General features: G+C 39.1%; 24 protein-coding genes and 1 pseudogene. 6 read left to right on the top strand and 19 right to left on the bottom strand.

What is annotated here, in order from left to right:
- Positions 1-87 precede the first annotated feature (87 nt).
- Entirely contained in the window at positions 88-1,830 is a 1,743-nt protein-coding gene (locus LACPOB_RS0108730) for an N-6 DNA methylase family protein (protein ID WP_017868460.1), read from the top strand.
- 559 nt (positions 1,831-2,389) lie between these two features.
- Here LACPOB_RS0108730 and LACPOB_RS0108725 read toward each other — a convergent pair.
- From LACPOB_RS0108725 to LACPOB_RS0108710, 4 genes are all read right to left on the bottom strand, one after another.
- Positions 2,390-2,680: a hypothetical protein gene (locus LACPOB_RS0108725; protein WP_017868459.1), complete on the bottom strand. Its 291-nt coding sequence runs from the start codon at positions 2,678-2,680 to the stop codon at positions 2,390-2,392.
- 23 nt (positions 2,681-2,703) lie between these two features.
- Positions 2,704-3,099: a nuclease-related domain-containing protein gene (locus LACPOB_RS0108720; RefSeq protein ID WP_017868458.1), complete on the bottom strand. Its 396-nt coding sequence runs from the start codon at positions 3,097-3,099 to the stop codon at positions 2,704-2,706.
- Between the two features lie 115 nt (positions 3,100-3,214).
- Positions 3,215-3,478, bottom strand: a complete 264-nt coding sequence (locus tag LACPOB_RS0108715) for a hypothetical protein (protein WP_017868457.1) — start codon at positions 3,476-3,478, stop codon at positions 3,215-3,217.
- Positions 3,479-3,622: 144 nt separating this feature from the next.
- Positions 3,623-6,019: a phosphoketolase family protein gene (locus LACPOB_RS0108710; RefSeq protein WP_017868456.1), complete on the bottom strand. Its 2,397-nt coding sequence runs from the start codon at positions 6,017-6,019 to the stop codon at positions 3,623-3,625.
- Between the two features lie 305 nt (positions 6,020-6,324).
- On the opposite strand from LACPOB_RS0108710, the gene LACPOB_RS0108705 reads away from it, so the two are divergent.
- Positions 6,325-7,170 (top strand): YitT family protein, encoded by an 846-nt coding sequence (locus tag LACPOB_RS0108705; protein WP_026142810.1) that lies wholly within the window; start codon positions 6,325-6,327, stop codon positions 7,168-7,170.
- Positions 7,171-7,212: 42 nt separating this feature from the next.
- On the opposite strand, the gene LACPOB_RS0108700 is transcribed toward LACPOB_RS0108705, so the two are convergent.
- The 4 genes from LACPOB_RS0108700 to LACPOB_RS0108685 all read right to left on the bottom strand — a co-directional run bounded on the left by LACPOB_RS0108700 (position 7,213) and on the right by LACPOB_RS0108685 (position 10,332).
- Entirely contained in the window at positions 7,213-7,620 is a 408-nt protein-coding gene (locus LACPOB_RS0108700; RefSeq protein ID WP_017868454.1) for an OsmC family protein, read from the bottom strand.
- A 399-nt stretch (positions 7,621-8,019) separates the two neighbouring features.
- Positions 8,020-8,343, bottom strand: a complete 324-nt coding sequence (locus tag LACPOB_RS0108695) for a hypothetical protein (protein ID WP_017868453.1) — start codon at positions 8,341-8,343, stop codon at positions 8,020-8,022.
- A gap of 172 nt (positions 8,344-8,515) precedes the next feature.
- Positions 8,516-9,790 carry a DUF3114 domain-containing protein gene (locus tag LACPOB_RS11980; protein ID WP_017868452.1) on the bottom strand — a complete coding sequence of 425 codons (1,275 nt, stop codon included), beginning with the start codon at positions 9,788-9,790 and terminating at the stop codon, positions 8,516-8,518.
- 23 nt (positions 9,791-9,813) lie between these two features.
- A complete protein-coding gene (locus LACPOB_RS0108685; RefSeq protein WP_017868451.1) occupies positions 9,814-10,332 on the bottom strand; it encodes an HdeD family acid-resistance protein in 519 nt (172 codons plus the stop codon).
- Between the two features lie 760 nt (positions 10,333-11,092).
- Here LACPOB_RS0108685 and LACPOB_RS0108680 point away from each other — a divergent pair.
- Complete coding sequence (locus LACPOB_RS0108680) at positions 11,093-11,959, top strand: RluA family pseudouridine synthase (RefSeq protein WP_017868450.1); 867 nt, start codon at positions 11,093-11,095, stop codon at positions 11,957-11,959.
- Between the two features lie 33 nt (positions 11,960-11,992).
- Here LACPOB_RS0108680 and LACPOB_RS0108675 read toward each other — a convergent pair whose 3' ends face one another.
- The 9 genes and pseudogenes from LACPOB_RS0108675 to LACPOB_RS0108635 form a co-directional block, all read right to left on the bottom strand.
- Positions 11,993-12,967, bottom strand: a complete 975-nt coding sequence (locus LACPOB_RS0108675; protein WP_026142809.1) for a PH domain-containing protein — start codon at positions 12,965-12,967, stop codon at positions 11,993-11,995.
- Positions 12,964-13,449, bottom strand: coding sequence for a PH domain-containing protein (locus tag LACPOB_RS0108670; RefSeq protein WP_026142808.1), 486 nt, complete (start codon positions 13,447-13,449; stop codon positions 12,964-12,966). The genes LACPOB_RS0108675 and LACPOB_RS0108670 overlap by 4 nt, the downstream gene beginning before the upstream one ends.
- Positions 13,439-13,912 carry a PH domain-containing protein gene (locus LACPOB_RS0108665; protein WP_017868449.1) on the bottom strand — a complete coding sequence of 158 codons (474 nt, stop codon included), beginning with the start codon at positions 13,910-13,912 and terminating at the stop codon, positions 13,439-13,441. The genes LACPOB_RS0108670 and LACPOB_RS0108665 overlap by 11 nt, the downstream gene beginning before the upstream one ends.
- Positions 13,913-13,975: 63 nt before the next feature.
- Positions 13,976-14,698, bottom strand: a complete 723-nt coding sequence (locus LACPOB_RS0108660; protein WP_017868448.1) for an SDR family NAD(P)-dependent oxidoreductase — start codon at positions 14,696-14,698, stop codon at positions 13,976-13,978.
- A 546-nt stretch (positions 14,699-15,244) separates the two neighbouring features.
- Positions 15,245-16,006 (bottom strand): annotated as a pseudogene (locus tag LACPOB_RS11975) (flavodoxin family protein).
- Between the two features lie 86 nt (positions 16,007-16,092).
- Entirely contained in the window at positions 16,093-16,770 is a 678-nt protein-coding gene (locus tag LACPOB_RS0108650; protein WP_017868445.1) for a DUF554 domain-containing protein, read from the bottom strand.
- A gap of 312 nt (positions 16,771-17,082) precedes the next feature.
- The gene (locus LACPOB_RS0108645; protein WP_026142807.1) at positions 17,083-18,375 is read right to left on the bottom strand and encodes a CapA family protein; all 1,293 of its coding nucleotides are present in this window, start codon (positions 18,373-18,375) and stop codon (positions 17,083-17,085) included.
- A gap of 59 nt (positions 18,376-18,434) precedes the next feature.
- The gene (locus tag LACPOB_RS0108640; RefSeq protein WP_017868443.1) at positions 18,435-19,277 is read right to left on the bottom strand and encodes a MetQ/NlpA family ABC transporter substrate-binding protein; all 843 of its coding nucleotides are present in this window, start codon (positions 19,275-19,277) and stop codon (positions 18,435-18,437) included.
- Between the two features lie 35 nt (positions 19,278-19,312).
- Positions 19,313-20,464 carry an ArgE/DapE family deacylase gene (locus tag LACPOB_RS0108635; protein WP_017868442.1) on the bottom strand — a complete coding sequence of 384 codons (1,152 nt, stop codon included), beginning with the start codon at positions 20,462-20,464 and terminating at the stop codon, positions 19,313-19,315.
- A gap of 906 nt (positions 20,465-21,370) precedes the next feature.
- Between LACPOB_RS0108635 and LACPOB_RS0108630 the strand changes: the two genes are divergently transcribed.
- The gene (locus tag LACPOB_RS0108630) at positions 21,371-22,435 is read left to right on the top strand and encodes a methionine ABC transporter ATP-binding protein (protein ID WP_017868441.1); all 1,065 of its coding nucleotides are present in this window, start codon (positions 21,371-21,373) and stop codon (positions 22,433-22,435) included.
- Positions 22,436-23,137 (top strand): methionine ABC transporter permease, encoded by a 702-nt coding sequence (locus LACPOB_RS0108625; RefSeq protein ID WP_017868440.1) that lies wholly within the window; start codon positions 22,436-22,438, stop codon positions 23,135-23,137.
- Between the two features lie 130 nt (positions 23,138-23,267).
- Here the strand turns inward: LACPOB_RS0108625 and LACPOB_RS0108620 are convergent, their stop codons facing one another.
- The gene (locus LACPOB_RS0108620) at positions 23,268-24,416 is read right to left on the bottom strand and encodes an ArgE/DapE family deacylase (RefSeq protein ID WP_017868439.1); all 1,149 of its coding nucleotides are present in this window, start codon (positions 24,414-24,416) and stop codon (positions 23,268-23,270) included.
- A gap of 9 nt (positions 24,417-24,425) precedes the next feature.
- A complete protein-coding gene (locus LACPOB_RS0108615) occupies positions 24,426-25,259 on the bottom strand; it encodes a transporter substrate-binding domain-containing protein (RefSeq protein ID WP_017868438.1) in 834 nt (277 codons plus the stop codon).
- A gap of 250 nt (positions 25,260-25,509) precedes the next feature.
- Here LACPOB_RS0108615 and LACPOB_RS13115 point away from each other — a divergent pair.
- A partial coding sequence (locus tag LACPOB_RS13115; RefSeq protein WP_040533037.1) for a tRNA-dihydrouridine synthase occupies positions 25,510-25,830 on the top strand: 321 nt, incomplete at its 3' end.

Below are 25,830 nucleotides of genomic sequence, written 5' to 3'. Positions count from 1 at the left end.
TGGGATATGGTTTTGTCCCAGCCTCTTTTATATTATGGTAACTTTCATGCTAAAATAATTATAATTACAACATTAGGAGAGTGCCCGATGAAACGAACCGTCAGTAAAGCAACTCTGGCAAACTGGCAACGACTAGGCAGCAACGAAAAAAAATTACTGCATCGCGCCAATAAGACAGAATCTCTACGTAAAATTTTCCCAGATAAATACATTAAAAATAGTGAAAATAAACAAGTGATCCTGTCGCTGGCTGATTTCATTACAGTTAATAAGCTCGACTTGCAACAGTTTATTTGCCAGCTCGCTTTATCGGCAGTCAAACAAGCAAGCACTATCAGTGACGACAACAAAGCACGCTTTCAACAGGCAGTGACTAAACAACTTACTCATGTAAGAGAAATCCCAGGTATTAAACGCTTCCATGTCGATTTTGAAGAGCCAGACTTTTTAGGCGCGCTTTATCAAACCTTGCAAGCTGAGGGTGCACGCAATAAAAATGGCTTGTACTATACTCCTTTTTTTGCAGCCGACGAATTATTACAGCAAGTTTTCGTTGACAATAATGCCGACTTTTTGGATCCAGCGGTAGGGACTGGGATCTTCCTAGTTGAGTTAGTACGGGAATTTAATATCCCAGTTGCAGCTTTACACGGCACAGACACTGATCCAATCGCTGTTTTACTAGCAACGGCCAATTTATTACTGCAAGCTCCACTAACGGATAACTCCTATCCGGACATTGTGGTCAGAGATTTTTTGCGAGATCCAACCCCCACTTTACAAAAGTACTCTTATATTGTGGGAAATCCACCCTGGGGTGCAAAAAAACTAACAGCTGTTCCTGATAGCCAATTTCAAAGGGCCGATTCATTTGCCTACTTCATCGAGAAAAGTGTACAGGAACTAAGTGATGGAGGCACTTTAGCTTTTGTCTTGCCAGTTTCTCTGTTAAATATCGGGACGCATGAGCCAGTGCGGCAGTTGATTTTAGCAAATAGTGTAATTAAATCGATCACTTATTTACCGCACCTCTTTCAGGGAGTAGTTTCAGACGTTGTGTTGTTGGTACTGACTAAAGGAAAAACTACTAATAATAAGGTTATTTTCAGAAAAAGTGGCCAGCAAATCACAGTTCCGCAAGTAACTTTAAACAAAATGCCACAACACAATTTCTTACCATTACAAAAAAGTGACTGCCAAATTTTACACGACATTTGGCAAAAACCACATGCGGATCTAAGAAACAGTACCTGGGGGTTAGGGATCGTGACTGGGAATAACCAGAAATATGTCTTAAAGCAAGCAGCAACAGGAGCAGAACCACTATTAACTGGTAAGGATGTGCAGCCATACTTGTTGCGGTCACCACAACGTTTCCTCAAGTTTCAACGTGAGAATTTTCAACAAACAGCAACAGAAGAAGTCTACCGTAGTCCAGAAAAGTTAGTGTACAAATTTATTAACGACCAACTAATCTTCGCTTATGATGATCAACAACGACTAACACTAAATAGTGCAAATATCTTAGTTCCAAAAGTTGACACGCATAGTGTTAAAACCGTCCTAGCATTCTTGAACTCAGCACTCTTTCAATACTTGAACCAGGTTTTATTTGCCAGTCCGAAAGTCTTGCGCGGCAATTTGGAAGAACTACCTTTTGCAAAACTATCGGTCAGTGAGCGCACACGTTTGGAAAAGTTAGTGACAGAACAACTATCTGGTAAAGATTTAAGAAACGAGATCAATAAATTTGTTTTTGACAAATACGAGTTAAATCAGGTTGAAATCAAACGGGTCCAAGAGGTACTTGCAAACGATGTTTTTGAATAAAAATTATCCCCAGTTGTCATTTCAAAAGGCAGCTGGGGATAATTTATTAAGATAGAACTTGCTAGGATCTCTATTTGGACCTACATCGCTTCGACTTGGGGCCAATTAACTTCTATTTGGACCCACATCGCTCTAACTTAGGGCCGTTTAGCTTCCATTTGGACCTACATCGCTTTAACTTGGAGCCAATTAACTTTTTTCGGACCTATGACTCTGAGTAACTACTGCTACAATGAAATTCATCTGTAAAATTTAATATAACGGATCGGCATTCCCTAATTCTTCTTCCACTTTTGTCTTTTTTCAAGAGACTTAAAATAATCCTGCTGATTTTTAAACCAATATTCAAATTTTAATCCTTTATTTTGGTAACAACTACTCCTTCCATGGTTACTTAACAAGAAAAATGTTTTTTCAATTGGGTCCGGATATATTTCTCACTCCAATCCTTTCCAAAAAATTGCTTTAACTCCTTACGCTTCAAGTTTCCCCTAAAAAATAACACGCCATGATCACAAATCGTGCTGACATACGCTTGCTCCTTGCTCTGACAAAAACCTCAATGACAACAACATAAGTAATACCGATAAGTTGTCCAATCAAATTTATGACACTTAGGACAACAAATTCCTGGCCGCAAAACTCGCTTAGTTTGACTGCCAAAATCTGCTTGTGGTCGATACGGTGGGACAGAATACTTCGTCAATGTACCATACCAGCGTTTCACGTTTTCTTGAGAATAAATTTTTGTTTCATTATTTAGTTTCATCAGCCAAGCAGCAGCTTCTTCCACCCGCAAGACTTTTTGGATGATTGGCTGATTGATTTCAATCTTGACTGTCGGATCCATAAATATCAAAACACGTCGAATTTCTAACGAAATCTCATTTGCAAAAAAATCTGCATTAAAACATCATGGGCACGATCGATTTGCCGAAAGATGTTATTCGTTAACAATTTATTTCCACAATACCAGCTGTTATTTTGATAAGTGTAACTGCCCTGGTAATTTTTAACGTCGATCAAATAAACTATATTTCCCACCACGATTATCTTATCAACTTGAATACGCTCGTTTTGATATGCCAAATTTAAATCATCCATCACTAACCCCGAACGTCTGAAATAGTTCTGTGCTAATTTGTCCAAATTACTTTCGCCACTATAACCCCGTATTAAGCGTTGCAGCTGTAGTTTTTCTGCTGGCAACAAATCCGTTCTTTCATTCAGTGTTTGTAAATACTGATATTCAAAACACTTTTCGCGCATTTGCCTAACCTCCCCACTCATTTACTAATAAATACGCAAAAAACGCCAATTCACGTTAAAATTTGACAAAAAAAGAGCCATCAGTGGGATGACCCACCAAAAGCTCTGTCCTTACTTAATCTTGTTGCACAACATCTTTTTCAATGTCTTCGTACTTAATGTTATTGATCCTGTATGCATCTTGGACCTTAATTTTTTCGATCGTATTTTCATCAGCCAGTTCAAATTGGCGAGCATCACTGTGCTTCAACATTTGTGTCGAAGGTTTGCCCTCTGAAGAAATCATGACGATATGTCCTTTACTTGTTTGTCCACCGACATATACTGCGTGGGCGTCCTCATCATTTATCTTCAAACCGATCTGTTGAAATTGCGCCATAAAATAATTCTCTCCTTTTATAAATCCACTCTAAGAAGTTATCATACTTGCACTATAATTTAAAGCCTACTTAGAAAATCTTAGAAAAAGAAAGCATCCTGTCATGATAGACAAGATGCTTCTTACCTTATTTACAGATTTTTATTATTTTTGTAATGGTTCCCAATTCCAATTTTCCACTTCTGGCAAATCAGTACCTTCGTCACGAATGTACTGGTTGTGTTTTGCAACCATGTCATCCATACGTTTTGCGAAGTACATACCCTTTTGTGCATAAGCAGGGACTGATTCAACAGCATCCTTAGCTAAGTGGAAACGATCCAATTCATTCAAAACACGCATGTCAAATGGTGTTGTGATATCACCGTTTTCACGATAACCATGAATGTGAACATTACGGTTATGACGGTCAAAGAAAATGTCTTTGATCAAGTCTTCGTAACCGTGGAATGCAAAGATCACTGGTTTATCCTTCGTGAAGTACTTGTCGAATTCTTCATCCGTCAAACCACGAGGGTCGTTCTTAGGTGAACGTAACTTCAAGATATCAACCACATTGATAAAGCGGATCTTCATTTCAGGGAATTCTTTGTTCAACAATGAAATTGCAGCCAAAGCTTCCAAGTTTGGTTCGCTACCAGCAGCAGCAATCACTAAGTCAGGTTCTGCACCTTGATCAGTTGAAGCCCAGTCAATATAACCTAAGCCTTGGTCAACGATCTTCTTAGCTTCTTCAATACTGTACCACTGACGACGTGGATGCTTGGATGAAACGATCACGTTGATCTTTTCGTAGTCACGGAAGGCCTTGTCACCAACTGCCAGCAATTCGTTAGCGTCAGCTGGAATATATTCACGAATAAATTCAGGTTTCTTTTCAGCTAAATGTGTTAGCATACCTGGATCTTGGTGAGTATACCCATTATGGTCTTGCTGGAAGACAGTTGAAGTATCAACAATATTCAATGAAGGATATTGTTTTCTCCATGATTGTTCTTTAGCTTTACGTAACCACTTGAAGTGTTGTGTCAACATTGAGTCAACGACACGACCAAATGATTCATAAGTTGCGAAGAAACCATGGCGACCTGTCAAAACGTAACCTTCAAGCCAACCTTCAGCTTGATGTTCTGACAATTGTGAATCAATGATACGACCAGAGTTAGCTAGATTATGGTCGTTTCCGTCCTTGATGTCTTCCATCCATTGACGTTTCTGACCATCAAGCATAGCGTACAAACGGTTTGATTCACTTTCGTCAGGACCAAAACCACGGAAGTTCGTTGGGTTCAATTCAGAAACCTTGTTCAACCATTTAGCCCATTCGATCATATCTGAATGTTGTTCAACACCGCGTTTGTCAAATTTAACAGCGTAGTCACGAACATCTGGGAACTTCAATGATTGTGGGTCAAGACCACCATTAGTAATTGGGTTAACTGACATCCGCTGAGCACCCTTAGGAGCAATTTCTCGGATCTCGTCTTTCAATTTACCATTTTCATCGAATAATTCTTCAGGTTTGTATGACTTCAACCAATCGATCAACATGTCCTTGTGTTCCATATGCTCTGAATCAACAGGGATCGGAACCTGGTGGGCACGGAACGAACCTTCGATCGGATCACCGTCAAGGTTAGACTTAGGACCAGTCCAGCCCTTAGGTGAACGGAAGATGATCATTGGCCAGTTAGGCAAATCTGCTTGTCCGTCAGCTGCTTTAGCGGCTGAACGAGCTTTCTTTTGGATGTCTTTGATTTCTTCAACCACAGTATCCAATGTCTTAGCAAATTTTTCAGATACTTCTAAGTGATCTGTATTTGCATCTGCTTCAACGAAGTAAGGCTCCCAGCCCATACCCTTGAAGTAACTTGTCAAGTCTTCGTCACTCATCCGTGAAAGTACGGTTGGGTTAGAGATCTTGAAACCGTTCATGTTAATGATAGGCAATACAGCACCATCTTTAACTGGGTTGATGAATTTGTCAGAGAACCATGAAGCAGCCAATGGACCAGTTTCTGATTCACCGTCACCAATTTCAACGGCAGCGATCACGTCAGGATTATCTAAAATAGCACCTGTACCGTGTGATAATGAATAACCTAGTTCCCCACCTTCATGGATCGAACCGGGTGTTTCAGGTGCAGCATGAGAAGCAACTCCGCCAGGGAATGAGAATTGTTTAAACAACTTCTTCATACCCTCTTCATCCTGAGAAATTTCAGGGTAAATGTCGGAATAACTGCCATCCAAGTATGAGTTAGAAACCATAACTTGGCCACCATGACCGGAACCTTCAATATAAAACATGTTCAAGTCGTACTTATTAATAACACGATTTAATTGAGCATAGATGAAGTTTTGGGAAACGATCGTACCCCAGTGGCCAATCGGCTTAACTTTAACATCGTCTGCAGTCAAATCACGCTTCAATAAAGGATTGTCACGTAAGAAAAGCTGACCAACTGAAATATAGTTAGCTGCGCGCCAATATTTGTCTAAAAGTTCTAAATATTCTTTTGAATCATAATTTACAGGCATATTTTAAGCACACTCCTTATTAAGTTGCTAAACCTTTGATTGTTATTATCACTGACCGGTCCTACCGATCTTCATTTTCTATGATAAATCATTTTGGCAAAAAGTCAACCTTTTTTAAAATTGGGACGTACCAATTTTAAAGGCCGTAGCATCAACGATGTAAGCGCCAGCACGGAGAAATATAGCTCTATATTTAGTAAATTTTATCCAAATTTCTAGCAATTTTTTACTGGAGGATCCGGTTGATTTTAGGCAATGAATATGACATGCTGAAACATGAAGCTGTCTCAAAGGAGGACACGACTATGCAAAAAACAACTATGATAGTCATTCGCAAGTGTTTACTGATCATGTTAGGTTCTTTCATTTACTCAGTCGCGATCAACAGTCTATTATTACCTCACCAAATTGGTGAAGGTGGCGTCACTGGTTTGACGGCGATCGGGTATTACGCCTTACATATCCAACCTGCATTGACCAACATCGTTTTAAACTCGATCATCTTACTGATCGGTTTCAAACTTCTGGATAAAAAAACTATCTTCTATTCATTATGGTGTGTTGTTTGGATCTCGATTTTTCTCAAATTACCGCCAATTTTTCAGTACCATACGAAACAAACTTTGATCCCCGCTATTATTGCTGGAGTTTTCATGGGCATTGCGTTAGGTTTGATCTACCGTGCAGACGGAACCATCGCTGGCAGTACGATAATTGCTTCGATCCTAAATAAATATTTGGGTGTCCAAACCGGTTCAGCCATGTTATTTTGTGACCTATTAGTCGCCATTCCTTCTGGTTTTATCATCGGGACTGAACGCATGTTTTTAACTATGATCGAACTCTATATTTCTGCTGTTGTACTAAATATTTTCAATGACATGTTTGGTGCGAAATACTCGATCAAGATCATTACACCTAAGGTCGAGCAAATGTCTGCATCTTTATCTAATCAGTTAAAGCAAGGTATCACAATGGTACATACTCATGGTTATTACAGTGGTGAAGAACGTGCAATGATCTATATCATTTGTAGTAAAAAGCAGTCTGCCAAGCTCTTTCCTTTGATTGAACAGATCGATCCGAATGCCATGATCGTGCTGGAACAAGTTCACAGCGTGGCAGGACATCAACTAAACATGTTGAAATAACCAAAAAGATGAACAAAAAAACGGCCTAAATAAGCCGCTTTTTTAATATTCAAATTGATACTCAATATCTTTATCTAGTGAATTATGCACCGTGCAGCGTTTAAGCACTTCATCGATAAATTGATGTTGGTCCCCAGAACCAAGGTCTGATTCCATGTCAAAGCTTACCTTGATCTTACCAACTTTAGATGATTTATCTGGGAAACGCTGTGTTTCACCAGTAGTTGTTAGGTCAAATTTTTGCAGGTCAACTCCACGACTTGCGGCCAATGATTCTGCCGTGATCGACAAACAACCATTTAAAGCCATCAACAAATATTGCACCGGATTAGCACCCGCATCGGTACCTTTTGACTTAACCGGTTCATCTAAAATAATTGAATGACCGCCAGACTCAGCGCTAACTTGACGACCAATGTGTTTAATACTTGATTTAGCAATATTAGACATAAAGATCCACCCTTTCAAAAACAAAGTAATAGCGAGTAATATTGAATTTCTCACTTGCTAAAACTCAACTACTAAAACTAAACAAAAGTGACCTGCTATCTTTCTAACTCACTTTTGCCTACATCCTTATTTTAACGATTTTATCTTGCTTACCCAAACATTCCGCTTAAAAAACGAAAGTGGGGCAAAAAATGCTTTGAATCCGATTTGTAACGATGATTGCGTTATTTTGGGTCGTAGCAAAGCGAAGAGCCAGAATAAGGATCATCGTTATAGTAAGGATTCAATCTTTTGAAACACGTTTAAGGGCCGTCGATTTATCCCATTTAATGAGATAGATCGACGGCCCTTTTATGATTGGACAGCCAGTTTTGTCCCAGCCCCGTTACTTCCTTATTTTTATTCTTCTTTTCCTTCTTCTGCCGCCTTTTCCTCGTCTGGATCAACAATATCAGGCATGATCGTCTTGTATGGAACATCATCGATCCGGAAAGCTTCTCTAACTTTGATTTTTGATATCTTATTTTCTCCAGTTAAGTCAAATTCAGAACCATCGCGGTGGGCTAACATTTCTGGTTCAAATTCTCCACCTGGACAGATCACGACCAAATGGCCCTTACCACCGGTAATATCGGCGTCATTTTCTTCCTTTGTTCCCATATATACACAATAAGACGGTGTCCCATTGACCACCAATTTGATTTGTTGAACAACTCTAGCCATTGATGCAATCCTCCTATAATTAAAAGCACTATACAATGCGTACAGTGCCTGACAAGTAAATTTAACATATCTATTTAATGCATGTTTTAGCGCTAAAAGTCACTATAAATACTTTTATATTGTACCATATTTGCCCTATTTTGTCTAAAATCGCTACTTTTAAGACACTTGTTTAACTAGACCGATTTCCCCCATTATCTGAATGAGCAATGCCTTTAACGATACCTTTGTTACGACTCGATTCCAAATATTTACTGTAAACTATCGGCTTTTGGTTTAACGGGATTGATTGCCATACCCTTAGGTCAGATAAATGCTTAATTAGATCCACGTAGTTTCCACCCTTAGCCATTGTTTTTGGACTATGAAAAATTTTAGTAGCAAATTTTCGTACTTCGGGGTCATTTGGATGATAAACGTCTAAATCATAATGAGCATGTTCTTTATTTGACATGTCATGTTGCTGACCGTGCGGAATACCATAGTTCAAAGATTCAGTATTTGCGACTTGTGCCAATTCGGTCAAATCATAGTGGTTTGGATCTGAATCGATCTGGCCGCCAGTAGTTTCATGATAAACGTTCCACTCACTGACAAATTTTTCCGTTGTTAGATCTACAATAAATTCAACCATACGTGCGTTATTTAATTTGCCAAAAGTTAGAGTATTACTAGCAGGGACTTGTATTTTCATATACTTAGGATAAGTAAAGTTTCCTTGTGTTCGGTTATGAAAACTAGCATTAGTAGTCAAATCTAATGATTGCCCCGTCTGGTAAGCATAATTTTGTAATTTAGCAAAGTCCGTATCACCACGATAATTTTGTCGAACATAATTCAAGTTTTGTCGATCGAGCCAACTGCGAAATAAGTGGATCCGCTGGCCTAAACTATCTCGTTTTAAGCCATCTTCATTTGCGTAAACCTGACACACATCAAAACGAAAAGCTCCATAAAAAAGCTCATTCAATAACAGCTCTTGAGCCAAAAGATGCCCGCCAGTCAACTGTAAAAAGCCAAACTGGTCCACTCTCGCGCCTAAATGTCGCAAAACTAAGCGTAATTTCTTCTTAGATCTCAAGCGACTAGCCAAATACATTTGCGTATATACCTCTGACCCAACCACTTGAGTCTGTTCGAATTCTTTTGCCATAGCTTCAAAGATTTCTTGCGGCCGTGTTTGCTTAAATGTTCGTTCTTGCACTCGTTTAATATATTCTTGTAAAGCTGCTTGGTCCCATTTGTCCTTCTTTTTTAATAACTGAATTTGTTTCTTTAAAGCACGTTTGAAGTTAAAACTTAACAATGGTCCAAATTCACGGGGGACTTTACTTGAATAAGTCTTCCAAAAATGACGCCAGCTTTTAGAATAGCTAAAAAAACCCGCAACTAATGCGGGCACTAATTTGCACAGAGATTTAATGGCTGAACTTTGAACTTCTACCATTTAACCAGCTCCATTTATCATTTTTAGAATGAACGAATTATTTGGTTGATCCCAAATAATAACAAGTAAAAGGCTAATAAGAAAATTGCTATTGAAATTGCATAAGCTGGTTTAAACAACAAGATCACACCCAAGACTACACCTAAAATTGAGATGATGACTGTAAACCAGTAATAAGTTTTATTATTATTGCGTAAGAAGCGACTCAACCATAGCTCAAACAGTGAGTCAACGATAAACCAAATAGCGATTGAGATCCAAACAACCACGCCGCCGATACTCGGTACGAAAAACAATAAAATACCAAATAAAATATCGATAATTCCACTGAAAGTCCACCAACCACTGCTCATTTGCAAGGAACGGGCAACGTTACGAATTTCAAAAAGCTTGAAGATCCCTTCGATGATTGCAGCGATCGCCATTAAGACCACGATCGTGCCAAATGAAGCAAAGGGGTTCCGCAGAGCCAAAATCCCCACAATGACAATCAATATCCCGATGATCAGCGAAAACGGATCAAAACGATTTCTTTCATACATAAATAAATCCTCCCATAATAATATACAGAGTCCAGACAAACCGTTACTTTGGTTAGTGTTAATCATGTTTGAAAAAAACAGTACAAAACAACGCAAATATTGCAAAAATAATGACATTTCCAAAATTCATGGCTTAAATCTCCCTTAGGTTCAAGTAATATTGCCATAACTATGCCTGATAACTTGTCTGTCATGATCAGTACCAAACTTATTTTCCCCTTACTTAAATATTAACGATTTTTTAAATAAAATGACAATTTTAAGCCTCGGCTAACTCGTGCTTGTCTAAGTTACAAACTGTTTGATTACCATGTTCGACTGCTACCTGGCCGGATGAACTAAATTAGGAGTACATTTCTATTTGTAACACTTACTTCCACTAACTATGCATCACATTTCTATTTGTGATACTTACTTTCACTAACTTGGTATCATATTTCTATTTGTGATGCTTACTTTCACCGACTTGGTATCGCATTTCTACTTGTGACACTTACTTTCACTGACTTGGCTTCACATTTCTATTTGCGCTACTCACTTTCACTGACTTGGCTTCGCATTTCTATTTGTAACACTTACTTCTACTAACTATGCATCACATTCCTACCTTTAATACCTGCTTCACGAATCTTAACCAGTAACAAATTCTTTCGACCTTTATCCGACCGGCCAAACAAACATCTAGACTAATTTTTCTTTGTTATCAAGTACGCGATAGCTTATAATGAAGCTTATTACTATGAACAGGAGTCTGACACAATTGCATTTAGAACGACATTTCCAAATCGATCATATGCCAAAACCACTTTCAGTGCGTGATACTCTCAAAGAGTGGCTCGTTCCGAAGAAATGGCAACACGAATTACGGATCAACCGTTCGATACTCGTAAACGGCGAATACATCTCTTACAACAATCTAATACAAAACGGTGATCAGATCGACCTAACTTTAGATACCGACATTAAAATTCAACATTATTTACCAGCACCCATCGTCAATTTCCAAGTCATTACGGAAAATTCAGACTTAATCGTCGTCGATAAACCCCAGGGTATTAAAACCCATCCTAATCGTCCGGACGAAAACGGCACCCTTTATAATGAATTGGCAACTTACTTAGATACCCCGCCGCTGATGTTACACCGACTGGACATGCTGACCAGTGGATTGATCATGATCGGTAAAGATCCACTGGTGATCCCAATTTTAGAACGTCAGTTAGCACGCAAAACTATGCAACGTAACTATGTTGCTGTAACCGCCTTTAATTCTGAGCTACCACTTAGTGGAGTGATCGATGGACCGATCGGGCTAGATCCAGCTGACAAACGCAAGCGGAAAGTAACTGCCGATGGATTAACAGCAAAGACTCACTATGAAGTCCTACAACATAACGACCAGTATGCTCTGGTCAAATTATCCTTAGAAACTGGCCGCACACATCAGATCCGAGTCCACTTAGCCAGTCAGAAAATGGCCATTGTTGGCGATCCCTTATACAGTGATATCATCGCCGATCGAATGTATCTACACGCTTACCAGATCACTTACTATCTTCCCTTTGACTGGAAATTTGAAACGGTTGACTGTTTGATCCCACAAAGTTTTAAAATAATAACAAAATAAAAGCCAGTGCCTGTTCAAAACAAGCACTGGCTTTTATTTTTGACGATACCACTGATAGATCTTTTCAACTTGTTCTTGAGGCAAGTAGCGTATTTCTTCTTCATGTTGTGAATTACCTGACCGTAAAACTATCTCAAGGTGGCTTAATCCTGCTTTTTTCATCCAAACTGTCTGTTTCATACTTAGTGCTTGGATCTTGTTATGAGGGATCAAGTACATTTTACGCGTTAGCAAATGACCGCTTTGTGCTAGCAAAATATCTGAATTTGTCACTGCCAGACCGCTATTTGCACCAGCATAATGTCCGACCCAAAATGCAAAAGGTAATAAGATCGTCGCCAACCAGCCATATGGCCGAAAGAACACCCCAACTGACACGACCAGCAAAATTGTTGGTAACAACATATTACGTAGGAGCCGCCAGCGCCCGATACGTCCTACCATTTGCAAGTTAGGGGTTTTTTGAGGCAGCCATTTAACAAAACGGCTGGCTTTTTTCAACGCCTGACCTTGACTAAGTACTGGCAACAAAACTAGATCCTCATCTTGTTCATCATTTGCCGCTTGCGAGGCCAGAACTAGCTGGATCGTTGCTAACTTCAAAGCTTGACGTAAAAATGATTGTGAAATTACGACCGCTTGAATTTTTTCCGGGCGAGCAGTCACGACGTTTTGCTGTAGTAAACCTTTAGTGGTGACCAACTGTTCTTTTTCTTGATGAACTTCAAAGCCGAAATAACGATTGAGCACCAGCAAATACGAAACTCCGAGTGCCAACAAAACGATCACGAGCGCAAGTAAACTTAAAATCAAGCCACTTTCATGTACTAAAGTTTCCATGGCTGAGTCAAGATATTTTTGCGGAATCGCGTTGGAAAGTCGATTATATATGGCTAAGAAGCCTAAAACTAAGGGAAAAAATCCCAAAGAAGTCAAAGCATATAAATTCAGGTCACGCCCTTTGATCTGGTAAGATGGCTCATATCCTTCCGAAACTTTTTCTGTCAAATTATTATTAGTTTTGGAAAAGTTTCAGTTTGCTGTTCTTTTGTCTGAAACGCGTCACGTTTTTCCTGGATCTGTGCAACTACTTTTCGTGAAACAACTGGTAAAATAGCCTCCGGTGCATCTTCAGACTGACTAGAAGTTTCGACTTGTAAAGATAACAAACCAAATGGCCGCAAATAAAACCACTGTTTGGTCTGCAAGGTCTGGATCTTAGCATATGAAATATACAAATGTTTTTGAAAAATTATCCCCGAATTTAAAATAATTTCTTGGGGCGTAAGTTCATAAGTATAACGCAGATACTTCAAGATACCACCAAGAACTGTGAGCAACAGAATTATGGTCACAGCTCCCCCAAAATAACCATCTAATTTATCGCTAAAATTAAAGGCAAACGAAATAAAAAGATACAGCAGACCACTTTTAAACGACTGATACCAAAAATAAAGTAATGCCACCGGATGAAGTCGTCTAACTTGCATTAACATCCTCCTCTTGCGCTAATTCCATCAGTTGTTTCTTTAACTGCGTCGCGGTTTCTGGCAAAACGCCTGCAATTTCGTGCGCGGCTGCTGCAGTCTCGATTTTTACACTTTGCAAATGAAAGAACTGAAACAAAGGTCCAGCTTGTAAAGTAACATTTTGGATCCGTGAAATAGGGATCGCCGTTTGCTTATGCAAGAAAAAGCCAGACTCGATCTCAACGTCGGTCGGTGTGATCTGATACAGCCAGAAGCGATAACGGTAAGGTATCACCAGTAATTCTGTAACAAAATCAAGCAGAACGAGTGCTAAAAAAATATGATCGATCCATTTGGGCCAGTCAAAATGACCTACTGCCCAAACGACGATCGCCCAGACAACTAAGCCAATGACCAATGACAATAACGCACTGAGCTGCCAGACATTTTTTATTTTCTGTGGTAATCGTTGTGCTGCTTTCATTCATTTTCCTCACTCTTAAAATTGTTATTCTCCAGTATAACGCAGTTTATTTCTGAAAACTACTTAATCCGAAATACCCGATAATACTTGACCGTCTGCTCCAATGATCTGTCCGTTATGGTCTTGTCCGTCCAAAACAACTTTTAAAATATCATGAGCTGCTGTAGCAACATCTTTCATGTAGCTGCCCTGACGATAACCGTTGATCTCAGTCGAAACTCCGCCAGGAAAAATTCCAAAGACAGACAAAGGTAACTTTTGATTACTGATATCAACCGCTAAGGTTTGCAGCAGAGCATTTAGCGTAATTTTAGAGACCCGATAAGCTGCTGGATTGTACCATTTAGTGGCAGAGAATGGACCTGTAATTGCAGCAATTTTGCCGTGATTTTGTTGCAGCAACGGCAAGAAATTTTGAATAACTGCTAAAGTCCCAAAGAAATTTGTTTCAAGCGTTTGGCGATAATCTGCAGCAGTTGTTTCCAATGCCGGTTTATCCATTTGTCCTGCGATTCCCGCATTATTTATCAAATAATTTAGATCTGGATGCTTTTGTTTAACTTGTTTAAAAGCCGCCGAGATCGAATTAGTATCATCTAGATCCAACCGCACAACGTCTAACCTTTCTGCTGGAACGCCTGCTTGAACCAACTGAGCACAAGCGTCTTTTCCTTTGTCCAAACTCCGCGCACCAAGCACTACAAAATAGTTGCTCAAACCTAACTGCTTACTCATTTCAAATCCGATTCCACGATTAGCCCCCGTGATCAAAAATTTATCTATCATATTAAAAAGCCTCCTCGAAACTGATCAATAGTCCCTGTTTTCCAAATAACTTATCTTGACCAGAAAGCACATGCTCATGGTTTTCATAAGCAAGGCTCCTTACATTTATTTAGGATAAACAACCAAACTTAATTTACCTGTTTGACTATAATAATAAATGCAAATTAATAAATACAAAAGACAACGCACTCTAAAATTATCTCTAAACAAAAACACGAGCGCAGGACAAATATCGTTTTGAAGTCAGTGTGTAACGTCGTTTACGCCATTTTTGGCCGTAGCAAAGCACAGGACAGGAATGGCGTAAATGGCATTACATTGAAAATTCAGACTTTTGAAACGCGCTTATGCTATAAAAATTACAAGCGATAATTTGATTATTTTTAGCAAAAAAAGAAACCGGGACATTGCTTTATCCCAGCCTCATGTTTTCCTTTTCGTTGTCGTGATAATACAAACATATCATCGCGAAAATGACACTTGCTTTTTAACTATTTTAGCAGTTGTTATATTAGACAAACCCGCATTAATTGCAGATTCAACATACTATTTGCGTTTATGTTTAACATAGGTTGCAAAATGTAGGATACATGCCAATAGAACAAAGAAGATCACAACAAACGAACTATAACTCAGCCAAAAGTTTGTTTTCGGCATCAGGCCCAGACCAACTTGGATCCCCATCGCCGCAAGTGCCATCACTGCAACCATAAAAAATAACTGAATATATCGTTTCAATGTACTATCATCCTTTTTTTGAATTGAATTGATCTGTTTTCCACGTTTCAAACATTCAGCCTTTTTGCCAGCTGACAATTCTTGAACACCCCAACTATTGGTCATTACGATCTCATTTATCTTGATCACGCCTGCTGCAGACATCACTTGATCGATCGTCCGTAAACTTTGGTCGGTCACACCGGTCACCCAGTTTTCAAAAGCGCCTGTATAACAGTCAGTGATACTCAAATAATGCTTGTTTTTAAACCGGTCAGGATGAGTCTCACCTTTTCTGTCAAAACGAACCAGCCTTTGACGCATACAATCGAAGAAATCTTTCATCTTTCCAGACAAATTACGCCAATAAGTCGGTGCCGCTATCACTCAAACATCACTTTCAAGCAACTTGGCTTCTAGCTGGTCTAATACTTTATCTTTACTTTCATATGTATCCGGCTTGAACTCATAATCCTCTAGGTAAATCGTTGCTGTTTCATGTGCCGGATCGACTCCTTTTAAAACTGCATCCAATAATTTTGCAGTAACACCATCACGCCGATGTGATCCTAAAATTCCAAGGACTTTCAAATCATCTGCTTCCTTCCATTATTCACTATCCTTAAAATAACACGAATCCTGATAACAAAAACACCACTTCAAAACTTAAGTCCAAACTAGAAAAAATGAAGAATCCCTAAAACCAGTGGCGGCACCAATAAAGCAGGCAAGAAATTTAATGTATTGATTTTCTTGATCTCCAAAACACTCAACCCTGAAGCGAAAATCAAGACCCCACCAACGATCATCAACTCATTTAACAAAGCTGGACTTAAAGCAGATCTAAAGACTAAAGCCAACACATATAAGCTGCCCTGCCAACCAAGCAGCACGACTGCACCCCAGGCAATACCAAGGCCATACGCCGCTCCGAGCACGATCGAAGTGATCAGATCTAAGACACCATTTGTCAATAGGAAAGAATAATCATGGTCTAAAGCAGCATTGATCGGGCCTAAAATCGACAACGAGCCAAAACAAAACAGTAAAACAGCAGTCGCCAACCCAGCGCTTAATTCACTGTTGGTAAAACGTTGAACGATTCGATCAAAATGTCCTTGTATGTTCCACATTGTTCCTAAAATCCCGCCGATTGCCAAACTAATAATGAACAAAACCGGCAGTGTGCTTTTATCCAGCGGTTCGATCACCGTATGGATCCCGATTATAACGGCCGCTAAACCAAGTGCTTCCATCAATACTGTTTGGAATTTGGGAGCAAACTTACTTTTAAATAAATTACCAATAACACTACCAACAACGATCATTGAAGCATTAAATATCGTTCCGTACAATTAACTTCCCCCCCCCTTGAATTAAATTATTACAAGCTTACCACTAGAGTCAGGTTTAAAGCTACTTATATTCAACCCCCAATTAAAAGGAACTGAGGTAAAACTAACTGTGCGATACTAAAAGGGTCGTCGATCTATCCCATTAAATGGGGTAGATTGCCGGCCCTTAAAGGTGTTCCGAAAGATTGAAGCCATACTGCAACAACGATTGCATTATTCTGGTTCTTCGCTTCGACCCAAAATAATTCAATCGCCGTTACAAATCGGCTTCAAAACATCTTTTTCTCACTTTCCTTAATAATAAATTTCATTTTATAACCGCAAGTGTGCCACATTATCCCTGATTTCAAATTTAGTTCCTAATGGTTCGGATAAGTCAGCTAATCGCTGCAATATTTGATCGTCTTGCGCAACTACTGGCCAACCCTTGCGATTATCTGATAAAGGATAGTCAAAACCAAGTTCGATCGGTGTCAAAGTTAACTCAGTCAGCTGGCCATCTTCAACTTGCCAGTATGGTACAACAGTTTCGTATAATTTAGGATCAACATGCATCCCACGTGTATAACCAGCCCACTGTGCATTAAACAAGTCAGCAATCGTAGAATCGGTCGGTAACGAAAAACTTTCAAAATAATCAGCTGGCGCTTTAGTCAAATTTTGAATATTCAAGATAATGTCTCCCAGTGAATAAAAAATCGGTCGCCCCTGATAAATCTCAAGTCCCCGGATCGTATGTGGCCCATGACCGATGATCGCATCAGCGCCGTAGTCGATACACTTATGGGCAAATTCTTTTTCAAAATCAGGCAACGACTCACGGTCTTTTCCCTTCATTTCATGACAATGCAGAGAAATCAATACATAATCAGCCTGTGTTTTTGCCTCAGCAATGATCTTTTGAAATCTAGCCAGATCTCTGGTATCAACGCTAGTGCTAAAGCCGCGTTTGTCTGCGACTTTAAAACTATAATCTCCAAAAGTGATCTCATCATCTGGTACTGCGGGAGCAAAACCAGACTGACGATAAAATTCGTTTTCATCATCGATCTGCGTTTCTCTAATGATCTTTTTGAAACGTGATACATCATCTTGTTTAATATAGTAGGTTGTTGTAAATCGTACTGGATTTAGCCCGGGCCGTCCCTGTATATAAGCCGATGCATTTCCCGCGATCGCAGCCGGATTAAAAGTACTAGTAGCGGCAATGACCGCTACTCTGCCAGTAGGCGACTCATAATAGACTGGCTGCGCTGCTTCTTGCAAATTACTTCCGGCGCCCGCACAAGGAATGCCAGCTTGTTTAACGTTTTCCAAAGTTTTTTCTAAGCCACCGTAAGAATAATCTAAGGTATGGTTGTTAGCAAAAGAAGTAACATTAAAGCCTAATTTCTTCACGTCTTCTAAAACTTCGGGCGGACCACACAGATAACCACCCCCACTATACTGAGAACCATACGATTCATAATGATGTAAAGTCGTTTCCAAATTAAAGAAGCATGTGTCACCTTGGCTCAACAATTCTTTAAATTTATCATATCCGGGATAACCGCCTTGAGGTATATGCCGTTGGATAATGGCATCACCAGCAGCCGTAAATGTCATTTTCACTATTGTTTACCTCCCATTAAAGTGCAATTGTTGTTCACATTACTCCGATCGTTCTAATCTAGGTCTAAGTCCCAGCCTGGAATGATCAATGAGTTATATTGTTTTTTGATTTCTTTTTTAACTGATTTACTTTGATAAGCCTTAACCAGATTTTTAAAAGCTTGAGAGTCCTTTTTCTTTTTGGAAACGGCTAAAACATTAATGTAAGGTTTAGAATTTTTATCTAGCTTTTCCTTATATAGAGTATATTTCAAGGGGATGTTACCTGACACAGCAAAGCCGCCGTTTACGACCGAAGCATCTTCACTAGATAATGCCCGCGCTGTTTGACTACCATCAACTTCTTTGATTTTCAAATTCTTTGGATTTTCCGCGATATCTTTAGTTGTTGCTAGTGAATCATCGGACTTTAATTTGATCAGTCCAGCATTTTGCAGTAATTTCAAACCACGAGATTCGTTAACTGCATCATTTGCGATCGTGATCGTTGCGCCATTTTTGATATCAGCGACTGAATCTACTTTTTTTGAATATAACCGTAATGGAGCAATGATAGTCTGACCTACAGATGTTAAGGTATTATCATGTGCTTTATTCCAATCATCTAGGAATTCCTTGGTTTGAAAGGAATTTACGTCTAGCTCACCATTTGCTACTGCCTTATTGGGCTGATTCCAATCACTAAATTCTTTGAGTTTGACCGTTAAACCATATTTATCTTTAGCCTCTTTTTTAACGGCATCCCAAACGTGTGTATCTTTATCTGCCGGCGCAACTACCCCAACCGTGATCGTCTTTTCTTTTGCTTGTGACTTATCACCAAAGCTAAAATAACCCGCGATCACTATCACAACAACTACCACGATACCAATTAAATACTTCCACCCTTTTTTCATTACAATACCCTCCTAGTTTTTAATTTCCAATTAATTTATTTCAAAAAGTTTTCTGCGATCTGCTGATAAACTTCGATCAATTCCAAATAACTGCTCAAGGTCGTATATTCATTAAGCTGGTGATCAGTTTTACTGTTATCAGCTCCTAAAACTACAGTTGGTAATCCTGGATTATTTTTAACAAAAACACTGGCATCTGTCGCACCATTCATCGTCTGTAGTTTAACTTCACGATCTGTAAAATTATCTTGCGCTACTTTTTTGGCTAATTGCACAAATTCATGCTCTGAATCTGTTTCAACAGGTTCAAAATTATGAATGATCTCTAATTCAAGCTGGACATCATTTTTTGCGTTCAGGTCATTAACAGCACCTGTGATCCGTTCAATGACTTTTTGATTATTAAATTCTCGCGTGGGACGAATATTGCCTAATAGTTCAGCTTGATCAGGGATCGTATTGACTTGCTCGCCACCGTTGATCACGGTAATGCTATGCTGAACTTCACCTAAATAAGGATCAGTTGGTGTATCAGCAAACAAGTCTTTTTCCACATTGATATAATTTATCAATCCTTGAATAGCATTGATCCCCTCCGTTGGTGTTGAGCTATGCGCCGATTTACCAGTACTTTTAATACGGTAATTAAAACTACCGGAATGAGCATAAGACACGTTACCATTTGTCGGTTCACCAACTACCAAAGCATCAGCATCATCGATCACATGTTGTTCATTCAAACGATAAGCACCAGGCGTCCCGTATTCTTCGCCAGCAGTCGCAATAAAGCGCAACTTACCTTTAAGTTTGACTTCGTCATTTTCTGATAATTCTATCAATGCGATCGCGATCGCAGCTAAACCACTTTTCATGTCAGAAGCTCCACGCCCATATAACCTATCGCCGCTGACCTCAGCAGCAAATGGATCATGTTTCCAAGAATCAATGTTTCCCACAGCGACTGTATCTTGGTGGCCAGTAAAAGCTAAAACTTTTTTAGTTGGATCCGCGTCACCGATCTCTGCCACAAGGTCTGCCCTGTTGTCACCGAAAGCATCAATTTTGGCTTGAATTCCGTGTTTCTCAAGTAAACTTTGCAAATATTGCGCGACAACTATTTCATTGCCATTGACCGTATGTAACTGGACTAGATCTTGTAACACCTTAATTTTTTCTGTTCTTTTCATGAATGATCCCTCCTGAAATATATTTACTTTGACTAACTTACTTAATTTTGGGTATAAAAAAAGCTTCCGCCCCAAGTAAAGGACGAAAGCAACGCGTTACCACCTTAATTCGTGTCTTCCTCACAGAAAACACCTCAACAACTTACTAGAATCAATAAGCTAGACGATAACAGGTCTTACTGTAATAATTGCTTGCACAACCACTAATGCTCAGAGCTCATCTTCATCTTCTTTCGTTTTAAGCCCTCACAGCATAACGGACTCTCTCTGAAAAAACTACTTGCAAACTACTCTTCTCTTCATCACATAATATTTTAATTTTAATTTAATGCAAGTCTACTAGTTAATTTTAAGTATTGCAAGTTTTTTTTGGAACAATTTTTATTTCAGTACTTAATCGCCACATTTTTTATTTATAAAATGCTTATTTATCAATGCTTAATCAACCATTTTTCAGAACAAAATTTTCTTAGCTTTAATTATTTATTATAATTTTTCTTGACGACCAACAATTTAAATGCTAAATTTAGTGACATCAAATTTTAATCTTATAAAAACAAAGAGAAGAGTATCGCTATGTAAGGTTTCTCAGAGAATGTCTGTAGCTGAAACGACATAACCAAACACTGCGAGAAGATGAGCTCTGTTAGGCCAACAAGTGTGCAAGCAGTTGTTGCGGGGGATCCGTTAACTTCCACTTCGATAAAGATATTAGTCGCACATGCGCACTAATAATTAAGGTGGTACCGCGGGTTTTCTCGTCCTTTAGATCAACTGATCTAGGGGACTTTTTTTATACAAAATAGAAAACAACATCTTGTCTTTTAGCAACCTAGTCCACCAACAATTTTCTTCTCGTCCTAATCAAATAAAAATCAAATTCAAAATTTCAAGGAGGTCAGATACATGAGCAATTCAATCATTGAATTAAGCAATATCAAAGTTTATTTTCAACAACATCAAAGTTTGATCAAAGCCATCGATGACGTTTCTTTAACTGTAGATCAAGGTGATATTTATGGTGTCGTAGGTTATTCAGGTGCGGGTAAATCGACCTTAGTTCGAGTCATCAATTTGTTACAAGAACCAACGGCTGGTAAGGTCACCGTAAATAACGACATATTTTTTTCAAAAAATGAGCAATCTATTCAGCGCATCGATAAAAAAGATTTGCGGACCAAGCGTCGCAAGATCGGCATGATCTTCCAGCATTTCAATTTACTGAATGAACAAACTGCCATTCAAAACGTAGAATTTGCCTTGAAACACAGTTCGTTAAATGAAAAACAGCGCCAAAAAAAGGCCGAGCATTTACTAGAATTAGTCGATCTGACTGAACAAAAAAATCACTTTCCAGCACAACTATCTGGTGGTCAACAACAACGTGTCGCCATCGCGCGTGCTTTAGCTAATGACCCTGAGATCTTGATCTCAGACGAAGCAACTTCCGCGCTTGATCCCAAAAATACCAATCAGATATTGGATCTACTAAAATCATTAAACCAAAAATTAGGCCTAACTATCGTCTTGATCACCCATGAAATGGCAGCCGTCAAACGGATCGCCAACAAGGTTGCAGTCATGGAGCAAGGTAAGATCATTGAACGCGGTAATTTAATAGACATCTTTACTAATGCCAAAGAACCACTAACACAGGAATTAGTTGGTGCTCAAAATGCTTCGCGAACCGCGATCAAACTTTTACAAAATTATGAACTCACAGAAAACGAAGAGATCTATCACTTGGTTTATTCTGGAAAATCAATTCAGGAACCCTTAACAACACGCCTATTCGAAAAATTCAACGTAGAAACTAGTATTATTTATGGAAACGTCGACTTACTCAAAGAAAAACCGATCGGTACTTTATACGTAATATTGCACGGTGAAAACAAAGCTCGTCAACAAGCCAAGCAATACTTGTTGAGTCACGGTGTGCTGGCAGAAAAACTTGAAACGGAGGCCGTTTAAATGAGTGAATTTTTAGCAAAAGTATTCCCAAATGTACTTGCCCAGGGTTGGACTGATGAAGCCGGGTGGCTAACTGCGATCGGTCAAACCTTTTATATGACTTTTTGGTCGTTTCTATTTGGCGGGATCTTAGGCCTATTATTTGGAATCGGGCTAGTCTTGACTACTCCTGAAGGTGTTTACCCTAACAAAGTGATCTTTAACATCTGCGATAAGATAGTTTCATTTTTTCGCGCAATTCCATTTATTATCTTATTGGCCTTTATTGCGCCAGTGACCCAGCTGATCGTACATACTCAAATCGGGACCACGGCGGCTTTAGTACCACTTTCTTTAGGTGTATTCCCTTTTTATGCACGCCAGGTCCAGGTGGCTTTATCCAGTGTTGACCAAGGGATCATTGAAGCAGCACAATCGGTCGGGGCAACTTTTTTTGATATTGTATTTACGGTTTATCTGCGTGAAGCCCGTTCAGAGATCGCTCGCGTTACTACCGTGACCTTGATCAGTTTGATTGGGTTAACTGCAATGGCCGGTGCAATCGGTGCTGGGGGGTTAGGTAATACCGCCATTTCATACGGTTATAATCGTTTCAACAACGATGTAACTGTTGTTGCGACTTTGATCGTCTTAATCTTAGTTGTAGTCGTTCAAGTCATAGGAGATAAACTGGCTACATCTTTAAACCATCGAAGTAATTAAAAATAAGAGGCTGTGACAAAACTAGCTGTGCGATACTAAAAGGGCCATCGGTCTAACTATTTAGTTGGTTAAATCGATGGCCCTTAAACATGTTCCAAAAGATGTTTTATTCCACTCTCCTAATTTATGTTCAACTCACAAACTGCAAGGCTAGTTTTTTATAAAATTCAATTGCTTTTAAATAAATATCTACATCGACATACTCGTTTGCCTGATGTGACGAATCAGAACCAGGACCACAGACGAGACTATTGAAATCGCCCTGAGCTTGTAGAAATTCAGCTCCATCATTTGCCCCTAAACTTCCCGCTAGATTTGGTGCATGACCAAAAACATCTTGGTATACTCCGGCAGCTGTTTTGGCTAACGATGTATCCTTAGATCCGATGATCGCCTCTTCTGGAAAACTATATCTTAAAGAAAGATCATAACCTTCTTTGGCATTCAATTCGTCTAACACCGATTCTAATTCAGCGTAAAACAACTTATTGGGGTATTCGGGGATCGTCCTAATATTGCCCATATACTTAGCTTGCGCAGGGATACTATTAACCTGTTCACCCCCGCTAATTTTAGTGATCTCATGTGTTACGTGTCCTAAGATCTGGTCTTTATGGTCAAACTTAGATAATCTTTCTTTGGCTAAGTGGTAATAGTCCCATAGATTATCGATGGCGTTAATGCCTAACCAAGGCCGTGCACTGTGTGCTCCTTTACCTGTCGAAGTGACCTCATAGTCGATCACTCCACGTGCAGTATAGACCATGTCTTTCATATCAGTACTTGGTTCGGCAATCACCAATCCGGTCAAATTATCGGCGTACCCGGCCCTAGTTAACTGGGCTGCACCATACTCCCCAGTTTCTTCACCGACTGTTGCCAATAAACGGACCTGACCAGTTAACTTAGTTTTTGCTTCTAATAATTCCAGCATTGCGATCACTACCGCAGCTAACCCGCTTTTCATGTCCGAAGCTCCCCGGCCAAAGACCCGGCCGTCTTTTAAAGCTCCAGAAAAGGGAGGTTCATCCCAGTCAGCTTCATTACCTGCCGCAACCACATCCATATGTCCTGACAAACCAAAAATTGGTCCGTTGTGGTCACCTATCGTAACGACTAAATTGTCGCGACCAGGTTCATACTCAACTTTTTTGATCTGTACATCTGGATATGGTGCAAACAAGGAAATAATATAATCAGCTACATTTGTTTCATGATCATTGATTGATTGGATCTGGATCATTTTTTGTAAAATTTCAATTTTTGAGTTTTTATTCATTTTTTATTCTCACTTACTTTCATTAATTTGTTCTTTTTGTGCTTGAGCTAACATCTTATCTAATTCGCCAGACTTTTTTAGTTTCTGAATAACTTGGTTGATTTTTTTCTTTAGAGCTTGATCATCTTTATTCAGGCCAACACTGACAGCATCAATATCTCCAGAGGTTTTCAGCTTAATGTTAGTCGTCGAATAAATATCTGGATATTTTAGTGTATAAAGCTTTGAATCTTCTTTTCCTAAAATAACACCATCGACCTTACCTACCTTTAGTTCAGTCGTTAAAGTGCCTAAGTTACCTTCTGTTACCAAATTAGCTTTAGGCAGCTGTTTTTTAGCAACTTTTTCTTTAGCCGAACCTTGTTGTGCACCGATCGACTTCCCATCAAGGTCACTGATTTTTTGGTATTTAGCTGCATCAGCTTTTCTAACTAATAAGACATTAGAACCCTGATGATAAGGTTTGGAAAAACTAACGACTTTCTTCCGGTCAGAACTAGCTACCATACTTGATAAAACCATATCGATCTTTTTATCTTGTAATTCTGTCACCAGTGAGGGAAAAGCAACATTTTCTATTTTCAACTTAACATCCAATTCTTCTGCGATTTTTTCTGCCAGCATCACGTCAAAGCCCGCAATTTTCTTTTTACCATTCTTAACTGTTGTATATTCAAATGGAGGTGCATCAGCTGAAGTTCCCATAGTGATCTTGCCTTTATCCTGAATTCGTTTCACACTATCGTCACTTTCACCTTTCTTACCACAGGCTGCCAAACTACCGATCATTGTCAGACAAACTAGTCCCACTAACATTAACTTACTTTTCCTTTTGTGCCACATTATATCCAGCCCCCATTTATCTTTGTTAAATTTAAATTAGATTCTATCACATCTTTCCTTAATTTTATACACTTATTGTGAATATTTATTAAATAAATGGAAATCTGGGTATCTCAAAGGTATGTTTAAAGTCCTTCTTTCTTAATGTAAGTATCTTGAAAAATATGATAAATACCGCTAAGATAATAAAGTCTAGATTTATTTCGCACAATACTGATAAATAAAGTTACACTCAGAAAGGAAAACAATAATGGTACAAGTAAATTCTGCCTACTGGCAAAATGTAGTTGATGAAGCACAAAATCACCCGGCAGTCGCAGGCTTAGATAAGCTCCCATTTTTTTCAATGGCACCAATGGAAGCTGTCACTGACTCAGTTTTTCGTCGGGTAGTTGCCCATGCTGGTGGTCCGGATGTTTATTTCACTGAATTCACCAATGCCCGCAGCATTACACACCCAAAAGCAAAATTTAGTGCACAGGCACGTTTACATGTCGAAGATGGCGAAAAAATGCCTGTTGCCCAAATATGGGGTAACCGCAAGATCGACTTTGAAACAGCTACACAAGAT

Source organism: Ligilactobacillus pobuzihii E100301 = KCTC 13174 (assembly GCF_000349725.1).
Lineage (GTDB): Bacteria > Bacillota > Bacilli > Lactobacillales > Lactobacillaceae > Ligilactobacillus > Ligilactobacillus pobuzihii.
The sequence above is the reverse complement of the archived record's forward strand: the minus strand, read 5'-3'. Positions and strand labels throughout refer to the sequence as shown.